Source organism: Microcella sp., assembly GCF_030645145.1.
In the GTDB taxonomy this organism is placed as follows: Bacteria; Actinomycetota; Actinomycetes; order Actinomycetales; family Microbacteriaceae; genus Microcella.
On record NZ_JAUSMI010000085.1, the window covers coordinates 15441 to 32597 of the forward strand.

Annotated in this window: 18 protein-coding genes and 1 other RNA gene; 7 read left to right on the forward strand and 12 right to left on the reverse strand. The window is 72.2% G+C overall.

The window, feature by feature from the left end:
* A complete protein-coding gene (locus tag Q7T15_RS05475; protein ID WP_304694083.1) occupies positions 1–672 on the reverse strand; it encodes an SIMPL domain-containing protein in 672 nt (223 codons plus the stop codon).
* A 211-nt stretch (positions 673–883) separates the two neighbouring features.
* Here Q7T15_RS05475 and ssrA point away from each other — a divergent pair.
* Both ssrA and Q7T15_RS05485 read left to right on the forward strand, forming a co-directional pair.
* Positions 884–1254: a transfer-messenger RNA gene (ssrA, locus tag Q7T15_RS05480) on the forward strand.
* A gap of 63 nt (positions 1255–1317) precedes the next feature.
* Positions 1318–1692, forward strand: a complete 375-nt coding sequence (locus Q7T15_RS05485) for a YccF domain-containing protein (protein ID WP_304694085.1) — start codon at positions 1318–1320, stop codon at positions 1690–1692.
* Here the strand turns inward: Q7T15_RS05485 and Q7T15_RS05490 are convergent.
* From Q7T15_RS05490 to Q7T15_RS05520, 7 genes are all read right to left on the reverse strand, one after another.
* On the reverse strand, positions 1689–3809 hold the full coding sequence (locus tag Q7T15_RS05490) for an alpha/beta fold hydrolase (RefSeq protein WP_304694087.1): 2121 nt from the start codon (positions 3807–3809) through the stop codon (positions 1689–1691). The two genes, Q7T15_RS05485 and Q7T15_RS05490, sit on opposite strands and share 4 nt — an antisense overlap.
* A gap of 72 nt (positions 3810–3881) precedes the next feature.
* Complete coding sequence (locus Q7T15_RS05495) at positions 3882–5363, reverse strand: cation acetate symporter (protein ID WP_304694089.1); 1482 nt, start codon at positions 5361–5363, stop codon at positions 3882–3884.
* A complete protein-coding gene (locus tag Q7T15_RS05500; protein ID WP_304694091.1) occupies positions 5360–5770 on the reverse strand; it encodes a hypothetical protein in 411 nt (136 codons plus the stop codon). Before Q7T15_RS05500 ends, Q7T15_RS05495 begins: the two co-directional genes overlap by 4 nt.
* Positions 5767–6531, reverse strand: a complete 765-nt coding sequence (locus Q7T15_RS05505; protein ID WP_304694093.1) for a LytTR family DNA-binding domain-containing protein — start codon at positions 6529–6531, stop codon at positions 5767–5769. The genes Q7T15_RS05500 and Q7T15_RS05505 overlap by 4 nt, the downstream gene beginning before the upstream one ends.
* Positions 6528–7733 carry a sensor histidine kinase gene (locus Q7T15_RS05510; protein WP_304694095.1) on the reverse strand — a complete coding sequence of 402 codons (1206 nt, stop codon included), beginning with the start codon at positions 7731–7733 and terminating at the stop codon, positions 6528–6530. The genes Q7T15_RS05505 and Q7T15_RS05510 overlap by 4 nt, the downstream gene beginning before the upstream one ends.
* A gap of 23 nt (positions 7734–7756) precedes the next feature.
* On the reverse strand, positions 7757–8005 hold the full coding sequence (locus Q7T15_RS05515) for a YbdD/YjiX family protein (protein WP_304694097.1): 249 nt from the start codon (positions 8003–8005) through the stop codon (positions 7757–7759).
* Positions 8005–10290 (reverse strand): carbon starvation CstA family protein, encoded by a 2286-nt coding sequence (locus tag Q7T15_RS05520; RefSeq protein WP_304694099.1) that lies wholly within the window; start codon positions 10288–10290, stop codon positions 8005–8007. The genes Q7T15_RS05515 and Q7T15_RS05520 overlap by 1 nt, the downstream gene beginning before the upstream one ends.
* A gap of 272 nt (positions 10291–10562) precedes the next feature.
* Here Q7T15_RS05520 and Q7T15_RS05525 point away from each other — a divergent pair, with 272 nt between their 5' ends.
* From Q7T15_RS05525 to Q7T15_RS05535, 3 genes are read left to right on the forward strand one after another with little or no spacing between them, the layout of a single operon-like run.
* Complete coding sequence (locus Q7T15_RS05525; protein WP_304694101.1) at positions 10563–10991, forward strand: hypothetical protein; 429 nt, start codon at positions 10563–10565, stop codon at positions 10989–10991.
* Positions 10985–11206 carry a helix-turn-helix transcriptional regulator gene (locus tag Q7T15_RS05530; RefSeq protein WP_182490294.1) on the forward strand — a complete coding sequence of 74 codons (222 nt, stop codon included), beginning with the start codon at positions 10985–10987 and terminating at the stop codon, positions 11204–11206. The genes Q7T15_RS05525 and Q7T15_RS05530 overlap by 7 nt, the downstream gene beginning before the upstream one ends.
* 44 nt (positions 11207–11250) lie before the next feature.
* A complete protein-coding gene (locus Q7T15_RS05535; protein ID WP_304694104.1) occupies positions 11251–12270 on the forward strand; it encodes an NAD(P)-dependent alcohol dehydrogenase in 1020 nt (339 codons plus the stop codon).
* Positions 12271–12274: 4 nt separating this feature from the next.
* On the opposite strand, the gene Q7T15_RS05540 is transcribed toward Q7T15_RS05535, so the two are convergent.
* From Q7T15_RS05540 to aroA, 4 genes are read right to left on the reverse strand one after another with little or no spacing between them, the layout of a single operon-like run.
* Positions 12275–12787, reverse strand: a complete 513-nt coding sequence (locus Q7T15_RS05540; RefSeq protein ID WP_304694106.1) for a septum formation family protein — start codon at positions 12785–12787, stop codon at positions 12275–12277.
* Positions 12788–12790: 3 nt separating this feature from the next.
* Complete coding sequence (locus Q7T15_RS05545; RefSeq protein WP_304694108.1) at positions 12791–13666, reverse strand: inositol monophosphatase family protein; 876 nt, start codon at positions 13664–13666, stop codon at positions 12791–12793.
* Positions 13667–13696: 30 nt separating this feature from the next.
* Positions 13697–14743: a ribosome small subunit-dependent GTPase A gene (gene rsgA, locus Q7T15_RS05550; protein WP_304694110.1), complete on the reverse strand. Its 1047-nt coding sequence runs from the start codon at positions 14741–14743 to the stop codon at positions 13697–13699.
* Positions 14740–16149 carry a 3-phosphoshikimate 1-carboxyvinyltransferase gene (gene aroA / locus Q7T15_RS05555; RefSeq protein WP_304694112.1) on the reverse strand — a complete coding sequence of 470 codons (1410 nt, stop codon included), beginning with the start codon at positions 16147–16149 and terminating at the stop codon, positions 14740–14742. The genes rsgA and aroA overlap by 4 nt, the downstream gene beginning before the upstream one ends.
* Before the next feature lie 147 nt (positions 16150–16296).
* Between aroA and Q7T15_RS05560 the strand changes: the two genes are divergently transcribed.
* Together Q7T15_RS05560 and Q7T15_RS05565 are read left to right on the forward strand one after the other, a co-directional pair.
* The gene (locus Q7T15_RS05560; protein WP_304694129.1) at positions 16297–16899 is read left to right on the forward strand and encodes a sigma-70 family RNA polymerase sigma factor; all 603 of its coding nucleotides are present in this window, start codon (positions 16297–16299) and stop codon (positions 16897–16899) included.
* Positions 16896–17138: a zf-HC2 domain-containing protein gene (locus tag Q7T15_RS05565; protein ID WP_304694114.1), complete on the forward strand. Its 243-nt coding sequence runs from the start codon at positions 16896–16898 to the stop codon at positions 17136–17138. Before Q7T15_RS05560 ends, Q7T15_RS05565 begins: the two co-directional genes overlap by 4 nt.
* The last annotated feature ends 19 nt before the right edge of the window (positions 17139–17157 follow it).

The window sequence follows — 17157 nt, forward strand, 5'->3', positions numbered from 1 at the left end:
TCAGCGCGACGTCGCCCGCAGCTCGACCGTCGCCTGGACGACGACGGGCTCCGGCCGCAGCTCGAACGCGCCGTCTCCCGCTGCGCCGCCCATGAGCGCCGTGGCGCGCTCCATGCGAGGCATGGGGGCATCGCCGCCGGCGCCGAGCATCCCCGGATCGGCGAGCGCGACCACCTCGAGCGCGCCGCGCCCGATGCTGCGAGCGTAGGCGGTGGCCTTCTCGACGGCGTCGGTCACCGCATCGTGCCGCACGGCCGCGATCGCGTCCGCGTAGCGATCGTCGGTGAGCGACCAGTCGACGCCGTCGATGCGCGCCAGAGTCTCGCCGCTGATGAGGTCGAGCAGCTCCGGGAGCGTAGCCGTGGTGCTGTCGCCGATCACCGTGATCGAGCCGGCGACCGACGCGCGGTGACGCACGACGGGAGGGCGGCCCTCGCCGACCCACTCGCGATCGGCGTGCACGTGCACGTCGTCGGCCGACCAGTCGTGCACGCGACCGTCGCGCCGATGCGACTCGATCGCGTCGGAAAGTCGCTCGAGCGTCTCGCGAGCGCTCACGAGGGCCGCCGCGCGATCGGGGGCCACTGCTCCGATCGAGAACGCGATGACGGCGCGATCGGGGGCGTGCTCGGCGCGGGCGCGGCCGCGGACGGTGATGGTCGTCTCGGTCATGGCTCTCCTTGGACGGTTTGTCAGCGGTGACGTATACTGTAGGGCTGTGCTCGAAGGAGCACTCGCAGGGCGATCAGTCGCTACCGGTGCGCGTCAGGCCGGGCAGGGGCCGCCCGTTCACAACTCCACAGCGCGTGATGACGACCCACCTCAGCGCCCCTCCACCGCCTCGTGCCCGGCACGACGCGACGCGACGGGTGAGGTGACGCACGGGGATGATCGGTTTCGACATTGCCTGCGAAACGATGAGAAGCGGGTCGAGGATGCAGGGTTATCTCGTTAACGATCTCTGCAAACAACAGGTGCCAATGCTAAGCGCACCGACTTCGCTCTCGCCGCCTAAGGCAGAGTAGATAGTCCGTCAGTCCGGGTTCGCCTCCGCCCCGGTCACTGGCGTCATCAAGGAGGCTCGCTGCGTGCTTGCGTCTCAGGTGCACGCGGGACTCGAACTGAGGCTGGGCTCGTCGACCTAGGGGTCTGCAACAAAGGTCGGAGCCGAGCAGAACGTCTCAGCAGACTACGCCCGTAGAAGGCATCGGATCACAGCAGTGGACGGGGGTTCGATTCCCCCCATCTCCACCACTGGTCGTCATCACGCGCTGTGCGAGTCGCCCCCATTCGCCCCTCACCGGATCGAGTCCTTCCGTGCGCACGCTCCTCAACATCATCTGGCTCGTGCTCTCGGGCTTCTGGCTCTTCCTCGGCTACGCGCTCGCCGCCGTCATCATGTTCGTGCTCATCGTCACGATCCCGTGGGGCATCGCCGCGTGGCGCATCGGCGTGTACTCGCTGTGGCCGTTCGGCAAGGAGGTCGTCGACCGCCCGACCGCGGGCATCGGATCGGCGATCGGCAACGTCGTCTGGGTCGTGCTCGCCGGCTGGTGGCTCGCCCTCGGGCACATCGCCTCGGCGCTCGCGCTCGCCATCACGATCATCGGGCTGCCCTTCGCGTGGGCCAACCTGAAGATGGTGCCCGTCGCCCTCCTGCCGCTCGGCAAGCAGATCGTCGAGCAGCGCTAGCCGACGTTCTTCGGCCGCACCCACTCCTCGCCGAGGACGTGCTGGCCGAGGAAGGCGAACACCGTCTCGTACCAGACGATCGCGTGCTGGGGCTTGAGCACCCAGTGGTTCTCGTCCGGGAAGAACAGGAACCGGTGCACGGTCGAGCCGTCGTCCTCCGCGTGGCGGGCGTTGAGCTCCGACCACAGGCGCAGGCTCTCGCCGATCGGCACGCGGTAGTCGCGATCGCCGTGGATGACGAGCATCGGCGTCACGATGTCGTCGATCGCGTGATGCGGCGAGTTCTCCGCGAGTCCCTTCTCGTCGAAGATGCTCATCCAGTACGCCGAGTTGTCGGTCGTGCCGCCGAACTGGTCGAGCGCCCACAGGCTCGCGTGGCTCACGATCGCCCGGAAGCGATCGGTGTGCCCGGCGACCCAGTTCGCCATGTAGCCGCCGAACGAGCCGCCCATCGCCGCCGTGCGCGACTCGTCGATCTCGGGTCGCTGCTCGACCGCGTCGGTGATCGCCATGAGGTCGGTGTAGGGCTTCTCGCTCCATGAGTTCCAGCCGCGGGCGATGAAGTCGAGGCCGTAGCCCGTCGACAGCGCCGGGTCGGGCAGCAGCACGGCGTACCCGCGCGCGACCGCGAGCTGCGGCGCCCAGCGCCAGCTCCACGCGTTCCAGCTGTTGAGCGGCCCGCCGTGGATCCACAGCAGCAGCGGCGCGGGGCTCTCGGCCGAGGCGCCCTCGGGCGTCAGGAGCCAGCCGCGCACGCGCGCGCCGTCCTCCGCCGTCGTCTCGACCTCGACCATGTCGCCGACGGGGGCGGGCGGCGCGGCCGGGGTCGCGAGCTCGGTCACGGCTCCGGTGCGGGCATCGATGCGCGCGGGATGCGGGGGCGACTGCCAGGAGGACCGCAGCGCGATCACGTCGCCGGTTCGCGCATCCACGCTCAGGTTCGCGTAGGCGAAGTGATCGTCGACGAGGCGGACCACGGGGCCGCCGTCGAGCGGGGCGCGGAAGACAGGGCCGCGCCCGTCGTGGTCAGCCGCGACCACGAGCGACTCGCCGTCGGGGGCGAAGAGGAACTCGGCCGGCCAGCGATCCCAGCCGATCGCGATGCGGCGCGGGTTCGCGCCGTCGAGGTCGGAGACCCAGAGCTCGTGGTCGCTCGGGCCCGCGGGCGTGCTCACGGGCACGCGCAGGTACGCCAGCAGGGTGCCGTCGTGGTTGATCGTCGGGAACTCGTACTGCACGCCCTCCTCGCCGAGGATCGTGCGGCGCTCGCCCGTCGCGACGTCGATCGAGACGAGCTCGTAGCGGGCGAGCCCGCGGCGCGGCAGCCGCACGGCGGCGATGAGCGTGCGCCCGTCGGGGGTCAGCGCCTGACCGGCGGTGTCGGCGGTGCGGCCCGGACGCGGCGTGAGGTCGCGCGGGCGCGGGAGGTGCGCGGGGTACGGGGTCGGTGCCGCGTCGTCGTCGCCGCTCGCGGGATCGACGGAGGAGCCGGCGGCATCGGGCGCGCGGTCGGGGAGCGCGTCGGCGAGCTCCGCGAGGTCGAGCGCGAGCAGGTGCGGCTCGGCGGGGCCGAGGTCGTGGTCCCAGTACCGCACGGGGTAGGTCTCGTGAAGGATCGCCTTCACCTTGCGCTTCTTGCGCTCGGCGAGAGCCGCAGCGTCGTCCTCGAGCGAGTCGGATCCGGGCAGCAGGTCGGCCGCGAGCACGACTGCGTCGCTCGAGAGCGCGGTCGCCGCGACTCCGCTCACGCCGCCCGCGAGACGGGTGATCGGGCGGGCCTCGCCGCCGCGCGCGGGCAGCAGCCAGAGCTGCGCGACCTCGTCGTCGCCGTCGCCGTCGGCATCGGGCCGGCTCGAGACGAAGAGCGCGTCGCCCGACGCCGTGAACGCGACGCCCGACTCGCCCTTCGCCGAGCGCGTCAGGCGCCGCGGAGCGCCTCCGCCGTCGGCGGGCACCTCCCACAGCGCGCGCTCGTAGCGGGTGCGGTCGGCGGAGAGCGTGGCGACCGTGAGCACGACGCGCTCGCCGTCCGGCGAGAGGGCGACGCCGTCCACGCGCGGCAGCGCGATGTAGGCGTCGAGCGAGTGGAACGGGGTCGAGGGCGTCGCGTCGGTCATGCCCTCGACGCTATCGAGAGGAACGGGGCGGCGTCGCCGAGCGCTCGCACGAGCATCCGCCCGCTCGGTCGCTCAGCCGCCCGCCGCGAGCTCGCCGCGCGACCGCTCGGGCGAGTGCAGGCGGCTGAGGATGCGGTCGGCGCTCACGGGCGTGCGGCCGTCGACGAGAGAGACGATCACGCTCGTGAGGGTCGCGGCGGAGATCGTCCAGAGCCCGGGCTGCGCGAGCAGGCTCGAGAGCGCGCCCGCGCCCGGCCCCACCGCGGCCGAGCCGATGAGCGCCGCCGTGCACGAGACCGCGCCGACGATCATGCCCGCGACGGCTCCGCGGGCCGTGAGCCGTCGCCACCAGATGCCGAGCAGGATCACGGGCGAGAGCGCCGAGGCCGCGAAGACGAACACGGTGCCGACCGAGGTCACGAGCCCCTGCGGCGCGGTCGCGAGGGCGACCACGAGCGGCACGAACGTACAGAAGACGGCCGCCCAGCGGAACGACGTGACGGTGCCGTGGAAGAGATCCTGGCTGACCGCGCTCGAGAGCGAGACTACGAGCCCGGAGGAGGTGCCGAGGAACGCCGCGAGAGCCCCCGCGACGACGAGGGCGGTGAGCAGGTCGCCGGCTGGCCCGGGGATGAGCCGCGAGGGCAGCTGGAGGGCGACGGTGTCGGCGACCCCGGGGGCGGCGAGGTCGGGGGCCGCGATGCGCGCGATGAGGCCGATCGTGCTCGAGGCGATGTAGAAGGCGCTGATGAGCACGATGACGCCGACCGTCGTCCAGCGCGCCGAGCCGCCTGTGGGGCTCGTGTAGAACCGCACGAGCACGTGGGGGAGGCCCACGGTGCCGAGCAGCAGGCCGATGAGCAGCGAGGTCGTCGCATAGGCGTCGAGGCCGGCGGGCCCGAGACCCTGCGGGAAGACGAGAGCGGGGTCGATCCGGGGCTCGGTGCCGCTGAGGGTGATCGCGAAGAAGATCGCGGGCACGGCGAGCGCGGCGAGCTTGAGCCAGAACAGGAACGCCTGCACGAAGGTGATCGAGCGCATGCCGCCCGCGGCGACCGATCCGCCGACGACGAGCGCGACGGTCGTCGCGCCGACCCAGGGTGGGATGTCCGCTACGACCGTGAGCGCGAGCGATGCGCCGTGCAGCTGGGGCACGATGTACAGCCAGCCGATGATGAGCACGAGCGCGCTCGTGAGCCGGCGGGCGAGGAGCGAGTCGAGCCGCGCGTGGATGAAGTCGGGGATCGTGTACGCCCCGCTGCGCCGCAGGGGAGCGGCGACGAGCATGAGGACGAGCAGGTAGCCGGCGGCGTACCCGATCGGGAACCAGAACGCGTCGGAGCCCGACAGCAGAACGAGACCCGACAGCCCCAGGAACGTTCCCGCGGAGAGGTACTCGCCGCTGATGGCCGAGGCGTTCCAGACCGGGCGCACGGTGCGCGAGGCGACGAAGAAGTCGCTCGTCGTGCGCGAGATCCGCAGCCCCCAGATGCCGATGACCGCGGTCACGACGACGACCGCGACGATCGCGGCGATCGAGAGCGCGGCGTTCACTCGTGCTCCACGAGCTGCGTGAACCGGCCCTCGAGCCGCTGGCAGGCGAGCGTGTAGCCGACCGCCCAGATGACCATGAGCGGGTAGAAGCCGTACGCGTGGATGAGCCACGACAGCGGCACGCCGCCGAGCACGATCGCGTCGAGCAGCGGGATCCGGCTCATCACGACCGTCACGAGCACGAGCGCGACGCCGAACGACAGGAGGCAGACGATCGCGAGCCGCCCCTGAGCCCGCATGAGGGTGCGGGTGAAGAGCGTCTCGGCCTCGCCGACCGCCCAGCGGCCCGTCCGCGGCGCGGGATCGGTGCGCGCGCTCGCCGCGTCGATCGAGGTCACGCGCTCGCGCGGCGGGCGGGACGCGCCGCGGCGGCGCTCGGCACCGCCCCCCGTGCCGTTCTCGGTCATCGCCCGCCCTGGCGCGGCTGCAGCATCGCCTCGCGCACGATCGGGATCGAGCGGCGGCTCACCGGGACCTCCTCGCCGGCGACCGTCAGGGTCGGATGCGCGCCCCCGAGCCGCACGGCCGTGATCGCGTCGCGGCGCACGAGGTACGAGCGGTGCACGCGGATGAACCCCGCGCCCTGCCAGCGCTGCTCGAGCTCGGAGATCGGCTCGCGGATGAGGTGGCTCTCGGTCTCGGTGACGAGCCGCGAGTAGTCGCCCTGCGCCTGCACCCAGCGCACGTCGCTGCGGTGGACGACGCGCATGATGTTGCCGACCCGCACGGGGATGCTCTCGTCCGGCGGCGCATCCGGCCCGGCGGGGCTGTCGCGCAGCGCGAGGATGCGGCCGACCGCGCGCCGCAGCCGCTCGCGCCGGATCGGCTTGAGGATGAAGTCGACCGCCTGCACGTCGAAGGCCTCGATCGCGCCGGCCTCGTCGGCGGTGACGAAGACGATCGCGGGCGGCTCGGCGAAGCGGGAGACGGCGCGCGCGAGGTCGAACCCCGAGAGCCCCGGCATGTGGATGTCGAGGAAGGCCGCGTCGACCTCGTGCTCGGCGAGCAGGCGCAGGGCCTCCGACCCCGTCGAGGCCCGCAGGATCCCGCCCACGCGCGGGTCGCCCCGCAGGAGCGACTCGAGTTCGTCGAGCACGCGGCGCTCGTCGTCGGCGATGAGGAGGTCGATCGTTCGCGCGGCCTCGGCGACGTCCGGGCGAGCGGTCATGCGCTCGACCCCCGATCGGTCTCGTTGAACGGCTGCGATTTCGGGATGCGCATCCGCACCATCGTCCCCGCTCCCTCGTTGGTCTCGATGATGAGCGCGTGATCGTCGCCGTAGATGCTCCGCACGCGCGCGTCGACGTTGCGCAGCCCGATGTGGTCGGTGCGCTCGCTCTCGGTGAGCAGCGCGCGCAGGGCCGAGGGTCGCATGCCGACGCCGTCGTCGTCGACCGTGATCTCGGTGTGCGTGCCGTCGTCGCGCGCCGCGATCACGACCGTGCCGCCTGCCTCGCGCGGCTCGAGCCCGTGACGGATGGCGTTCTCGACCAGGGGCTGCAGGCTCAAGAAGGGGATGACCGTCGCGAGCGTCTCGGGCTCGATGCGGAGGGTCACGCTCAGACGCTCCTCGAAGCGCGCGCGCTCGAGCTCGACGTAGGAGTGCACGCTCGTGAGCTCGTCCGCGAGCGTCGTGAACTCGCCCTGCGAGCGCAGCGTGTAGCGGATGAAGTCGGCGAAGTCGAGGAGCAGGTCGCGCGCCCGCTCGGCGTCGGTGCTCGTGTAGGAGGCGATGACGCTCAACGCGTTGTAGATGAAGTGGGGGCTGATCTGGGCGCGCAGCGCCCGCAGCTCTGCCTCCGCGAGCGCGGCGCGGGAGGTCTCGAGCTCGCCGAGCTCGATCTGCGCGCCGCACCACGCGGCGACCTCCGTCGTCGCGCGCACGAGGGGAGCCTGCACGCGGGTCGCGAACGCGACGATCGCGCCGACGACGCGGCCGTTCGCGATGACGGGGGCGCCGACCGCCTGCGGCGCGTCGTGACTCTCGACGCCGTCACCCGCCGATCGCCCGGAGAGCACCTGGCGCTGACCCGACTGGATGACGCTCGCCGCCAGCCCGGAGGCGACGGCGCTGAGGTCGCCGCGCCCGTCGATCGAGACGACGCCGCTCCGGTCGGCGAGCGCGATCGCCTCGCTGCCGAGGAGGGTGCGCAGGTATCGGCTCGCGCGATGCGCGCCCTCGCCGTCGAGCCCGCCGCGCAGGTGGACGGCCGCGCGCGACGCGAGCGAGAGGGTGCGGAAGGTCGCGCGCTCCGCATCGCTCCCGAGGTCGGTGCCGCCGCGCGCCTGCCGCCGGATGAGCTGCGCGAGCAGGGTGACGGCGATGCCGAGCGCGAAGGCGGCGACGGCGAGGAGCGCGGCGTCAGGCATGGGCGCTCCTCATCGCGTCGTCGTCAGCAGCAGCGGGCCCCGGGGTTCTGGTCCTGCTCGTCCATTCTGCCCCGCCAGAACTCCCGCTCGGTGAGGGGCTCCACGTCGGCGCCGTGCGTCGCGACGTGATGGTCGAGGTAGGTGCGGTAGGCCGTGTCGCCCATGAGCTCGCGCATGTACCAGGCGATCGCGCGACCGGCGCGCCCGAGCGCGGCGGCGCCCGCCCGGACCGAGATGATCCGGGCGGGACGCCGTGCTGCGGTGGCGGTCATCAGTGCCTGGCTGACGCGGGTCGCTGGTCCGCGGGCAGCTGGTCCCACTGCCGCTCGAGCTCGCGCTCGGCCCTCGTGGCGAAGAATCCCTGCGGCGCGTACCGGCGCGAGGCGACGGGCGCATCCTCGTGCGTCTCGCCGCCGCCGGCGCGGATCGCCCGCACGGTCGCGATGAGCGACGTGATCACGACGGTGATCGCGAGCGTCACGAACACGATCGACAGGATGCCCTGCACCATCGTGTTCCGCACGACGGCCTCCATCGCCTCGACCGTCTGGGCCGTGCCGAACGAGGTCTCTCCCGCCTCGAGCGCTCCGCGGAAGGCGAAGTGGTTCGACCAGTACCCGACCTGCGGCACGGGGGAGAAGATCTTGAACGCCGACGCGGTGATCGTGACGATCGCGGCGAAGGTGAGCGGCAGCCCGATGATCCACAGCCAGCGCACGTAGCTCGGCCCGCGCTTGGCGACGATCGCGAGCACGACCGCGAGCGCGATGACCGCGAGCAGCTGGTTCGCGATGCCGAACAGCGGGAAGAAAGTGTTGATGCCGCCGAGCGGATCGGTGACGCCGAGGATGAGGATCCAGCCCCAGCCCGCGACCATGAGCGCGGTCGTGATCCAGACGCCGGGGCGCCACCCCGTGTCCTTGAACTTCGGGATCACGTTGCCGATCGAGTCCTGCAGCATGAAGCGCGCGACGCGCGTGCCGGCATCGACGGCGGTGAGGATGAACAGCGCCTCGAACATGATCGCGAAGTGGTACCAGAAGCCCGCGAGCGCGGCGCCGCCGAAGAGCTGCTGCATGATGTTCGCGATGCCGAGCGCGAGGGTCGGGGCGCCGCCCGTGCGCGAGACGATCGACTCCTCGCCGACGGCCGAGGCGGTGCTCGTGAGCAGCTCGGGCGTGAGGTTCACGCCCATGAGGCCGAGCGAGTTCACGAACGCGACCGCGCCCTCGACCGTTCCGCCGGTGGCGGCCGCGGAGGAGTTCATGGCGAAGTAGATGCCGCGGTCGAGCGACAGGGCGGCGACGAGCGCCATGATCGCGACGAACGACTCCATGAGCATGCCGCCGTAGCCGATGAAGCGGGTCTGGCGCTCCTTCTCGATGAGCTTCGGCGTCGTGCCCGAGGCGATGAGCGCGTGGAACCCGGAGAGGGCGCCGCACGCGATCGTCACGAACAGGAAGGGGAAGAGCGTTCCCGAGACGACCGGGCCGAGCTCGCCGCCGGCGAACTCGCTGAAGGCCGGCACCGAGATCTCGGGGCGCACGAGCACGACGGCGCCCGCGAGCATGACGATCACGCCGATCTTCATGAACGTCGAGAGGTAGTCGCGCGGGGCGAGCAGGAGCCAGACGGGCAGGACGGCGGCGATGAAGCCGTAGATGATGATGCCCCACGCGATCGTCGTGCGGTCGAGCGTGAAGAGCTCGATGCCCCACGGCGTCTCGGCGACCCAGCCGCCCGCGATGATCGCGGCCATGAGCAGCACGAAGCCGATGATGGAGACCTCGGAGATCTTGCCGGGGCGCAGGTAGCGCAGGTATACGCCCATGAAGAGCGCGATCGGGATGGTCATCGCGACGCTGAAGACGCCCCAGGGGCTCTCGCCGAGCGCGTTGACGACGACGAGCGCGAGGATCGCGATGATGATGAGCATGATGAGCAGCGAGGCGATGATCGCCGCCGTGCCGCCGATGCGACCAAGCTCGTCGCGGGCCATCTGGCCGATCGTGCGACCGCCGCGGCGCATCGAGAAGAACAGCACGAGGTAGTCCTGCACGGCGCCGGCGAGCAGCACGCCGACGATGATCCAGATCGTGCCGGGCAGGTAGCCCATCTGCGCGGCGAGCACGGGCCCGACGAGCGGGCCGGCGCCCGCGATCGCGGCGAAGTGGTGGCCGTAGAGCACGCGGCGGTCGGTCGGCACGTAGTCCTTGCCGTCCGCGCGCACCTCGGCGGGCGTGGCCCGGCGGTCGTCGGGGCGCGTGATGTAGCGCTCGATGACCTTCGAGTAGAAGCGGTAGCCGATCAGGTAGGTGCACACGGCCGCGAACACGAACCAGAGCGCGTTGACGGTCTCGCCGCGCACGATCGCGATCATGGTCCACGAGACGCCGCCGAGCAGCGCGACCGCCGCCCAGATGATGATCTTCGGAAGGGTCCATCGGCTCTCGCGCTCGCGCTCGGCGGCGGGAAGCTCGGTGGGTGGGAGCGCCGGGTCGGGCTCGGGTCCGTCGGGCCGGGCCTCGACGGTCGATCCGGGTGGCTGTGACGTCATCGTTCTCCTCCAGGGGGTCGCGTCATTGCGTGAGGTCACCCTAGGAAGCGGCGTCGGCGCGCGGAGGGCCCCGCCGACGGGTGGCGGTTCGGTGCGACGAACGGCGGATCCGTGCGACGAACTGCGAGCCGAGCTGCGAGGGCGGCGCGCTCTCACGGCGGCACGAGCATCCACGATGTGTAAAAAATCATTGACAGGATGTCCGCTGCGCTTTACCTTGTGCATGTCAGCAATTCTTGACATCCGCATCGATCGACCAGAAGGAGCACCCCATGGCCCAGGAGGAGAAGGTGGCCTGGATCGGCCTCGTCGTCGGCATCGTGACGGGCGTCGTCTACGGCGTCGTGCTCGCCGCCCGCGCGGCCGGCGGCCCGCTCGTCGAGGCGCCCTACGTCGACGCGATGCTGTGGAGCCTCGGCGTCGGCATCGTCGTGACGATCGTCGTCACGATCCTCGTCTCCATCCTGACCCGTCGAGACGGGCACGGCACCGACGTGCGCGACCGGCAGATCAGCGCGCGCGCCGAGCACACCGCGCGCGCCGTGCTCGTGATCGGCGCCCTCGCGGCCCTCGTGCTCGCGATGCTCGAGGCCGACCACTTCTGGATCGCCCACGCGCTCTTCGTCGGCTTCTACGCCTCCGCGGTGCTCGAGGGCATCACGAAGGTCGCGCTCTACCGCGGGGGAGTGCCGGCATGGTGAAGCCCACGCGCGTCGAGAACCGCATTCGCGCCCTCCGCTTCGCCCACGGCGAGCTGACGCAGGCCGAGCTCGCCGAGCGCATCGGCGTCACCCGCCAGACCGTCATCGCGATCGAGCAGGGCAAGTACTCGCCCTCGCTCGAGGTCGCCTTCCAGATCGCGCGCGTCTTCGGCGTCCCGCTCGACGACGTGTTCCAGTACCCGGACGGCGCGTGAGCGCCGCATCCGCCACCGCCCGACCGATGAGACGAGAGACCACCATGACCACGATCACGACGCCCGCGACCATGCGGGCCCTGCTCCAGAGCGGCTACGGCGGCGTCGAGATGCTGCGGCTCGGCGATGCGCCGGCGCCCGCACCCCGCGCCGGTCGCGTGCTCGTGCGCGTCGAGGCGGTGAGCCCCGACTCGGGCACGATCCACCTGCTGACCGGGAGGCCGACGCTCGTCCGTCCGTTCCTCGGGCTGCGCCGGCCCCGACAGCCGATCCCCGGCCTCGCGTTCGCGGGGCGCGTCGAGGCGCTGCCGCCCGGCGCGACGCCCGAGCAGGTCGGATTCGCGGTCGGCGATCGCGTCGCCGGGTCGGCGCCCGCGGCGTTCGCCGAGCTCGTCCTCGCGATGCCGCGGAAGCTCGCGCGCATCCCCGACGAGGTGTCGACGACCGACGCCGCCGCGCTCCCGATCTCGGCCGTCACGGCCCTGCAGGCAGTCCGCGACGCCGCTCGCGTCAGCGCGGGGCAGACGGTGCTCGTCATCGGCGCGGGGGGCGGAGTCGGGGCGTACCTCGTGCAGCTCGCCGTTCTCGCGGGCGCCCGCGTCACGGGCGTCGCGAGCGGGGGGAAAGCCGTTTTCGTGCGCTCGCTCGGCACCGAGCGCACGATCGACTACCGCACCGACCCCGGGCCCGAGGGCTGGGGCCGCTTCGACGCCGTCATCGACACTGCGGATGGCCGCGACCTGCCGGTGCTGCGCCGGCTGCTGACCGAGCGCGGCGCGCTCGCCATCGTCGGCGCCGACCACGTCGGCGGGCCCGTGCTCGACGGGCTCGACCGGCAGTTCCGTGCGGCGCTGCTCGACCCCTGGGTGCGGCACCGCCTCGCGATGGTCATGCAGAAGGAGTCGGGCGCCGACCTCGCGATCCTGCTCGATCACCTCGCGGCGGGGCGGATGTCCGCGGCCGTCGACGAGGTCGTCCCCGTCGAGCGAGCCCTCGACGCGATCGACCGGCTCCGGCGCCGCGAGGTGCGCGGCAAGGTCGTCATCGCGCTCGGCGCGCGGTGAGCGCTCAGCTCGACGAGCCCTCGAGGCTGCCCGTCACGGGCCCGGCCGGGTCGTAGATGACGCAGAGGATCTCGCGGTCGCCCTCGCTCCAGCTGCCCTCGGTCGGGAAGTAGTAGCTGAAGTCGTACGGCGAGTCGTTGTAGCCGCCGCCGACGAACGCCTCGAACTCGGTGAGGCACTCGGCGTCCGCGCGCTCGAGGATGGCCTCCTGGCCGGGGTAGTCGTCCTCGGTCATGATCACCGAGGCGAAGACCTCGCTGTCGTGCGGCTCGTCGCACGGCGTCGTCGGAACGGTCTCGACCTGCTCGATCGCGTCGGCGTCGTTGAGGCAGTCGCCGACGCGGAGCGTGAAGACGTCGGTCGAGTCATTGCCCTCGACGACCTGGCCCTCGGTGTCGCGCTGCGCCTCGCCGGCGCCGGTGAACTGCGAGAGGAACGCGCAGCCCGAGAGCGCGGCGGTCGCCGAGACGACCGCGAGCGCGCCGACGGCGAGGCGGAGGGGGGTGGGGGCGGGCATGGACTACTCTTCTTCGTCGGGTGCGGAGTCGGGTGCTGTGCGTGATCCGGCGGCGGGTGCGCCGGTGGGTGCCGTGCGCGCGACGAGCGCGAGCACCGCGTCGTGCAGGTGCCCGTTCGTCGCGAGAGCGCTGCCGTGCCACGGCCCCGTCTCGCCGTCGACCGAGCTGAAGCGGCCGCCGGCCTCCTCGATGATCGGCTGCAGCGCCGCCATGTCGTAGGGCTGCAGGTCGAACTCGCCCGCGACGTCGATGACGCCCTCCGCGACGAGCATGTACGACCACATGTCGCCGATCGCGCGCGACCGCCAGGCGGCGCGCGTGAGCGCGAGCAGGCCGTCGAGGCGGCCCTCGTCGTCCCATCCGGGGAGGCTGTTGTACGAGATCGAGGCGTCGGCGAGATCGCGCACGCCGCTCACGCGGAGCGGGCGGGCATCCGGCTCAGGGGCGGGGCCCGTGCGCAGCACGAAGGCGCCGAGACCGCGCGCGCCCCACCAGCGGCGCTCGAGAGCGGGCGAGCTCACGACGCCGACCACGGGAACGCCGTCGATCGCGAGCGCGATGAGGGTGCCCCAGATCGGCATGCCGCGCAGGAAGTTGGCGGTGCCGTCGATGGGGTCGATGATCCACTGGCGGTGGGCGCCGTCGCCCGTGCCGGTCGCCGTGCCGTACTCCTCGCCGAGGATGCCGTCATCCGGTCGCGCCGCGGCGAGACCCTCGCGGATGACGCGCTCGACGGCCCGATCGGCGTCGGTCACGGGGGTGCGGTCGGGCTTCGTCGTCACCTCGAGGTCGACCGCGCGGAACCGGTCGACCGAGACGGAATCCGCTCGCTCGGCGAGCTCGAGCGCGAGCGCCAGATCGGCGGCGAGGTCGGTCACGGCTCTCACAGTAGCGGTCGCGAGCCTCGCTCAGTACGCGGACTTGGTGAGCGTCGTCAGCAGCCGCTGGAGCGAGTCGAGACGCTGCGGGCCGAGCTCGCCGAGTTCGCCGCGCGCGGCCGCCTCGACGAGCTCGCAGTCGGGGGAGTCGGGCAGGTGCGTGCAGCCCCGCGGGCACGAGCGGGCGACCTCGGCGAGATCCTCGAACGCCGTGAGGATGCTGTCGGGGTTCACGTGCCCGAGTCCGAACGAGCGCACGCCGGGGGTGTCGATGATCCAGCCGCCGTCGGGCAGTCGGAGCGACACCGTCGAGCTCGAGGTGTGCCGGCCGCGGCCCGTGACGGCGTTGACGTGGCCGATCGCGCGCTGGGCCGAGGGCACGAGCGCGTTGACGAGGGTCGACTTGCCGACGCCCGAGTGCCCGACCGCGACGGTCGTCCGATCGCGCAGCAGCGCGTGCAGGGCATCGAGGGGCGGATGCTCGGCCGAGCTCGTGACGACGCGCACGTCGAGCCCCGCGAAGTGGGCGAGGAAGGCCGTGGGGTCGGCGAGGTCGGTCTTCGTCACGACGAGCAGCGGAGAGATGCCCGCGTCGAACGCGGCCACGAGGTAGCGGTCCACGAGCCGGGGCCGCGGTTCGGGGTTCGCCGCGGCGACCACGATCATGAGCTGGTCGGCGTTCGCGACGACGATTCGCTCGACGGCGTCGGTGTCGTCGGCACTGCGCCGCAGGAGGGTGCGGCGCTCGTGCACGCGGACGATGCGCCCGAGCGCGCCCACCTCGCCGCTCACGTCCCCGACGACGTCGACGCGATCGCCCGTGACGATCGCGGTCTTGCGCAGCTCGCGCGCGCGCGTGCAGATCACCGCGCGCTCGGTCGGCTCGCCCTCGTCGATGAGGGCGAGGTACCGGCCGCGGTCGACCGTGACGATGCGGCCGACGACGGCGTCATCGTGGGCAGGGCGCTGCTTCGAGCGCGGCCGGTTGGCCTTCGGGTTCGGGCGCGAGCGCACGGCCGACTCGTCGTACGCGCCGTAGGGCTCGTCCTCGTCGTCGTCGGGCGGAAGCCAGCTCATGCGGAGTCGGACCCCGCCCGCGTCGAGGCGACGAGCCGCTGCCACAGCTCGGGGAACTCGGGCAGGGTCTTCGACGTCGCGCCGATGTCGTCGATGTCGATGCCGTCGACGGCGAGCCCGATGACGGCTCCCGCATGGGCCATGCGGTGATCCGCGAAGGCGCCCCAGTCGGCCCCGTGCAGGGCGTGCGGCTCGAGCGCGAGGCCGTCGTCGAGCTCGGTCGCGGCGCCTCCGACGCGCGACAGGTCGTCGGCGAGCGCGGCGAGGCGGTCGGTCTCGTGACCGCGGAGGTGCTCGATGCCCGTGATGCGGCTCGGCGAGTCGGCGAGGGCCGCGAGCGCGACGATCGCGGGGGCGAGCTCGCCGCCGCGCGAGAGGTCGAGCTCGACGCCCGGCATCGCTCGGCCGCCGAGGAGCCCCTCGCCGCCGTCGACGACGAGCGCGTCGCCCTCGCGGCGGACGCTCGCGCCGAAGCGGGGGAGGATGTCGATGAGGTCGGCGCCGACCTGCGTCGTCGTCTCGGGCCAGCCCTCGATCGCGACCGTGCCGCCCGCGACGACCGCGGCGATGAGGAACGGCGCGGCGTTCGAGAGGTCGGGCTCGATGTCGACGTCGCGCGCCGCGATCGGCCCGGGCGCGACGACCCAGACGCCCTCGTCGGGGCTCGAGACGGTCACGCCGCGCGCCGCGAGAGCGGCGATCGTCATCTCGATGTGCGGCATCGACGGCAGGCGCTCGCCCGTGTGCCGCAGGGTCAGACCCTCCGCGAAGCGGGGGGCGGCGAGCAGGAGGCCCGAGACGAACTGGCTCGACGCGCTCGCGTCGATCGCGACCTCGCCGCCGCGCACCGCGCCCGAGCCCCACAGGCTGAAGGGGAGCGCTCCGCGGCCGTCGTCGTTGACGTCGACGCCGAGCGCCCGCAGCGAGTCGATCGTCGTGCGCATCGGGCGCCGCCGCGCGGCCTCGTCGCCGTCGAAGGCGACCGGCCCGAGCGCGAGCGCCGCGACGGGCGGGAGGAAGCGCATGACCGTGCCCGCGAGCCCGACGTCGATGCTCGTCGAGCCGGTCAGCTCGGTCGCGGGCGTCACGCGCAGGTCGGGGCCGTAGGCGCCGTCGCCCGGCATCTCGTCGATTCCCACGCCGAGCGCGCGCAGAGCCGCGATCATGAGCGCCGAGTCGCGCGAGTGCAGGGGCCGGCGCAGCAGCGACGGGCCGTCGGCGAGAGCGGCGAGCACGAGCTCGCGATTGGTGAGGCTCTTCGATCCGGGCAGGGCGAGCCGGGCATCCAGCGGGCCCGTCGCTCGCGGCGCGCGCCACGGCCCCGCGTCGCCCGTCGGAGCCGAGTGGTCGGCGCGGTCGTCGTCGTAGGGGCTGAATCGGGGCGAGGAATAGCCGAATACCTGCATCGGTTACAGAGTATCGGCAGCACGAGCGAAGGGAGCCGCCGTATGACGAGCGCCGTCCTCGAGCGGGTGAGCACCGCATCCGTCGACCCCGACGCCCGGCAGCGCACCGGCGCGACCCCGCAGGCGCCGGTCGTAGACTCGCTCCCGATGACTGACGAGCTCGCCGAGCGCCGCCAGCTGTTCCAGGAGCAGGCGCTCCCCTTCATGGACCAGCTCTACGGCGCCGCCATGCGCATGACCAAGAACCCCGCCGACGCCTCCGACCTCGTGCAGGAGACCTTCGTGAAGGCGTTCGCCGCCTTCGGCCAGTTCGAGCAGGGCACGAACCTCAAGGCGTGGCTGTACCGGATCCTCACCAACACGTTCATCAACGTGTACCGCAAGAAGCAGCGCGACCCCTACCAGGGCTCGACCGACGAGCTCGAGGAGTGGCAGCTCGGCAACGCGCAGTCGGCGACGTCGAGCTCGAGCCGCTCCGCCGAGGCCGAGGCGATCGACCGGATGCCCGCGAGCGCCGTGAAGGACGCCCTCCAGTCGATCCCGGAGGACTTCCGTCTCGCCGTCTACTTCGCGGACGTCGAGGGCTTCTCGTACCAGGAGATCGCCGACATCATGAAGACCCCCGTCGGCACCGTGATGAGCCGGCTCCACCGCGGCAGACGGCTGCTGCGCGAGCTGCTCGCCGACTACGCCCGCGAGCGCGGGATGACGCTGAAAGAGACCACCACCACTTCGAGGAGCACGACATGACCGACTGCGGCTGCGACCAGGCCAAAGCCGAGCTCGAGGAGTTCCTGCACAACGAGCTCAGCGCCGAGCAGTGCCAGGACATCCGCGACCACATGAGCAACTGCGACGACTGCTCGGCCGAGCATCTCGTCGGCCTCACCCTCACCACCAAGGTGAAGGAGGCCTGCCAGGAGAAGGCGCCGGACGAGCTCCGGGCGATGATCCTCGGCACGATCGAGAAGCTCGACTCGAAGGCCTAGAGCCCGCGTTCACGCGAAC

Coding starts and splice junctions, on each gene's coding strand:
- Q7T15_RS05560 (WP_304694129.1), top strand. CDS start 16,297: ATGACTGACGAGCTCGCCGAGCGCCGCCAGCTGTTCCAGGAGCAGGCG.
- Q7T15_RS05520 (WP_304694099.1), bottom strand. CDS start 10,290: ATGACGTCACAGCCACCCGGATCGACCGTCGAGGCCCGGCCCGACGGA.
- Q7T15_RS05475 (WP_304694083.1), bottom strand. CDS start 672: ATGACCGAGACGACCATCACCGTCCGCGGCCGCGCCCGCGCCGAGCAC.
- Q7T15_RS05535 (WP_304694104.1), top strand. CDS start 11,251: ATGACCACGATCACGACGCCCGCGACCATGCGGGCCCTGCTCCAGAGC.
- Q7T15_RS05510 (WP_304694095.1), bottom strand. CDS start 7,733: ATGCCTGACGCCGCGCTCCTCGCCGTCGCCGCCTTCGCGCTCGGCATC.
- Q7T15_RS05490 (WP_304694087.1), bottom strand. CDS start 3,809: ATGACCGACGCGACGCCCTCGACCCCGTTCCACTCGCTCGACGCCTAC.
- aroA (WP_304694112.1), bottom strand. CDS start 16,149: ATGCAGGTATTCGGCTATTCCTCGCCCCGATTCAGCCCCTACGACGAC.
- Q7T15_RS05515 (WP_304694097.1), bottom strand. CDS start 8,005: ATGACCGCCACCGCAGCACGGCGTCCCGCCCGGATCATCTCGGTCCGG.
- Q7T15_RS05530 (WP_182490294.1), top strand. CDS start 10,985: ATGGTGAAGCCCACGCGCGTCGAGAACCGCATTCGCGCCCTCCGCTTC.
- Q7T15_RS05500 (WP_304694091.1), bottom strand. CDS start 5,770: ATGACCGAGAACGGCACGGGGGGCGGTGCCGAGCGCCGCCGCGGCGCG.
- rsgA (WP_304694110.1), bottom strand. CDS start 14,743: ATGAGCTGGCTTCCGCCCGACGACGACGAGGACGAGCCCTACGGCGCG.
- Q7T15_RS05505 (WP_304694093.1), bottom strand. CDS start 6,531: ATGACCGCTCGCCCGGACGTCGCCGAGGCCGCGCGAACGATCGACCTC.
- Q7T15_RS05540 (WP_304694106.1), bottom strand. CDS start 12,787: ATGCCCGCCCCCACCCCCCTCCGCCTCGCCGTCGGCGCGCTCGCGGTC.
- Q7T15_RS05525 (WP_304694101.1), top strand. CDS start 10,563: ATGGCCCAGGAGGAGAAGGTGGCCTGGATCGGCCTCGTCGTCGGCATC.
- Q7T15_RS05565 (WP_304694114.1), top strand. CDS start 16,896: ATGACCGACTGCGGCTGCGACCAGGCCAAAGCCGAGCTCGAGGAGTTC.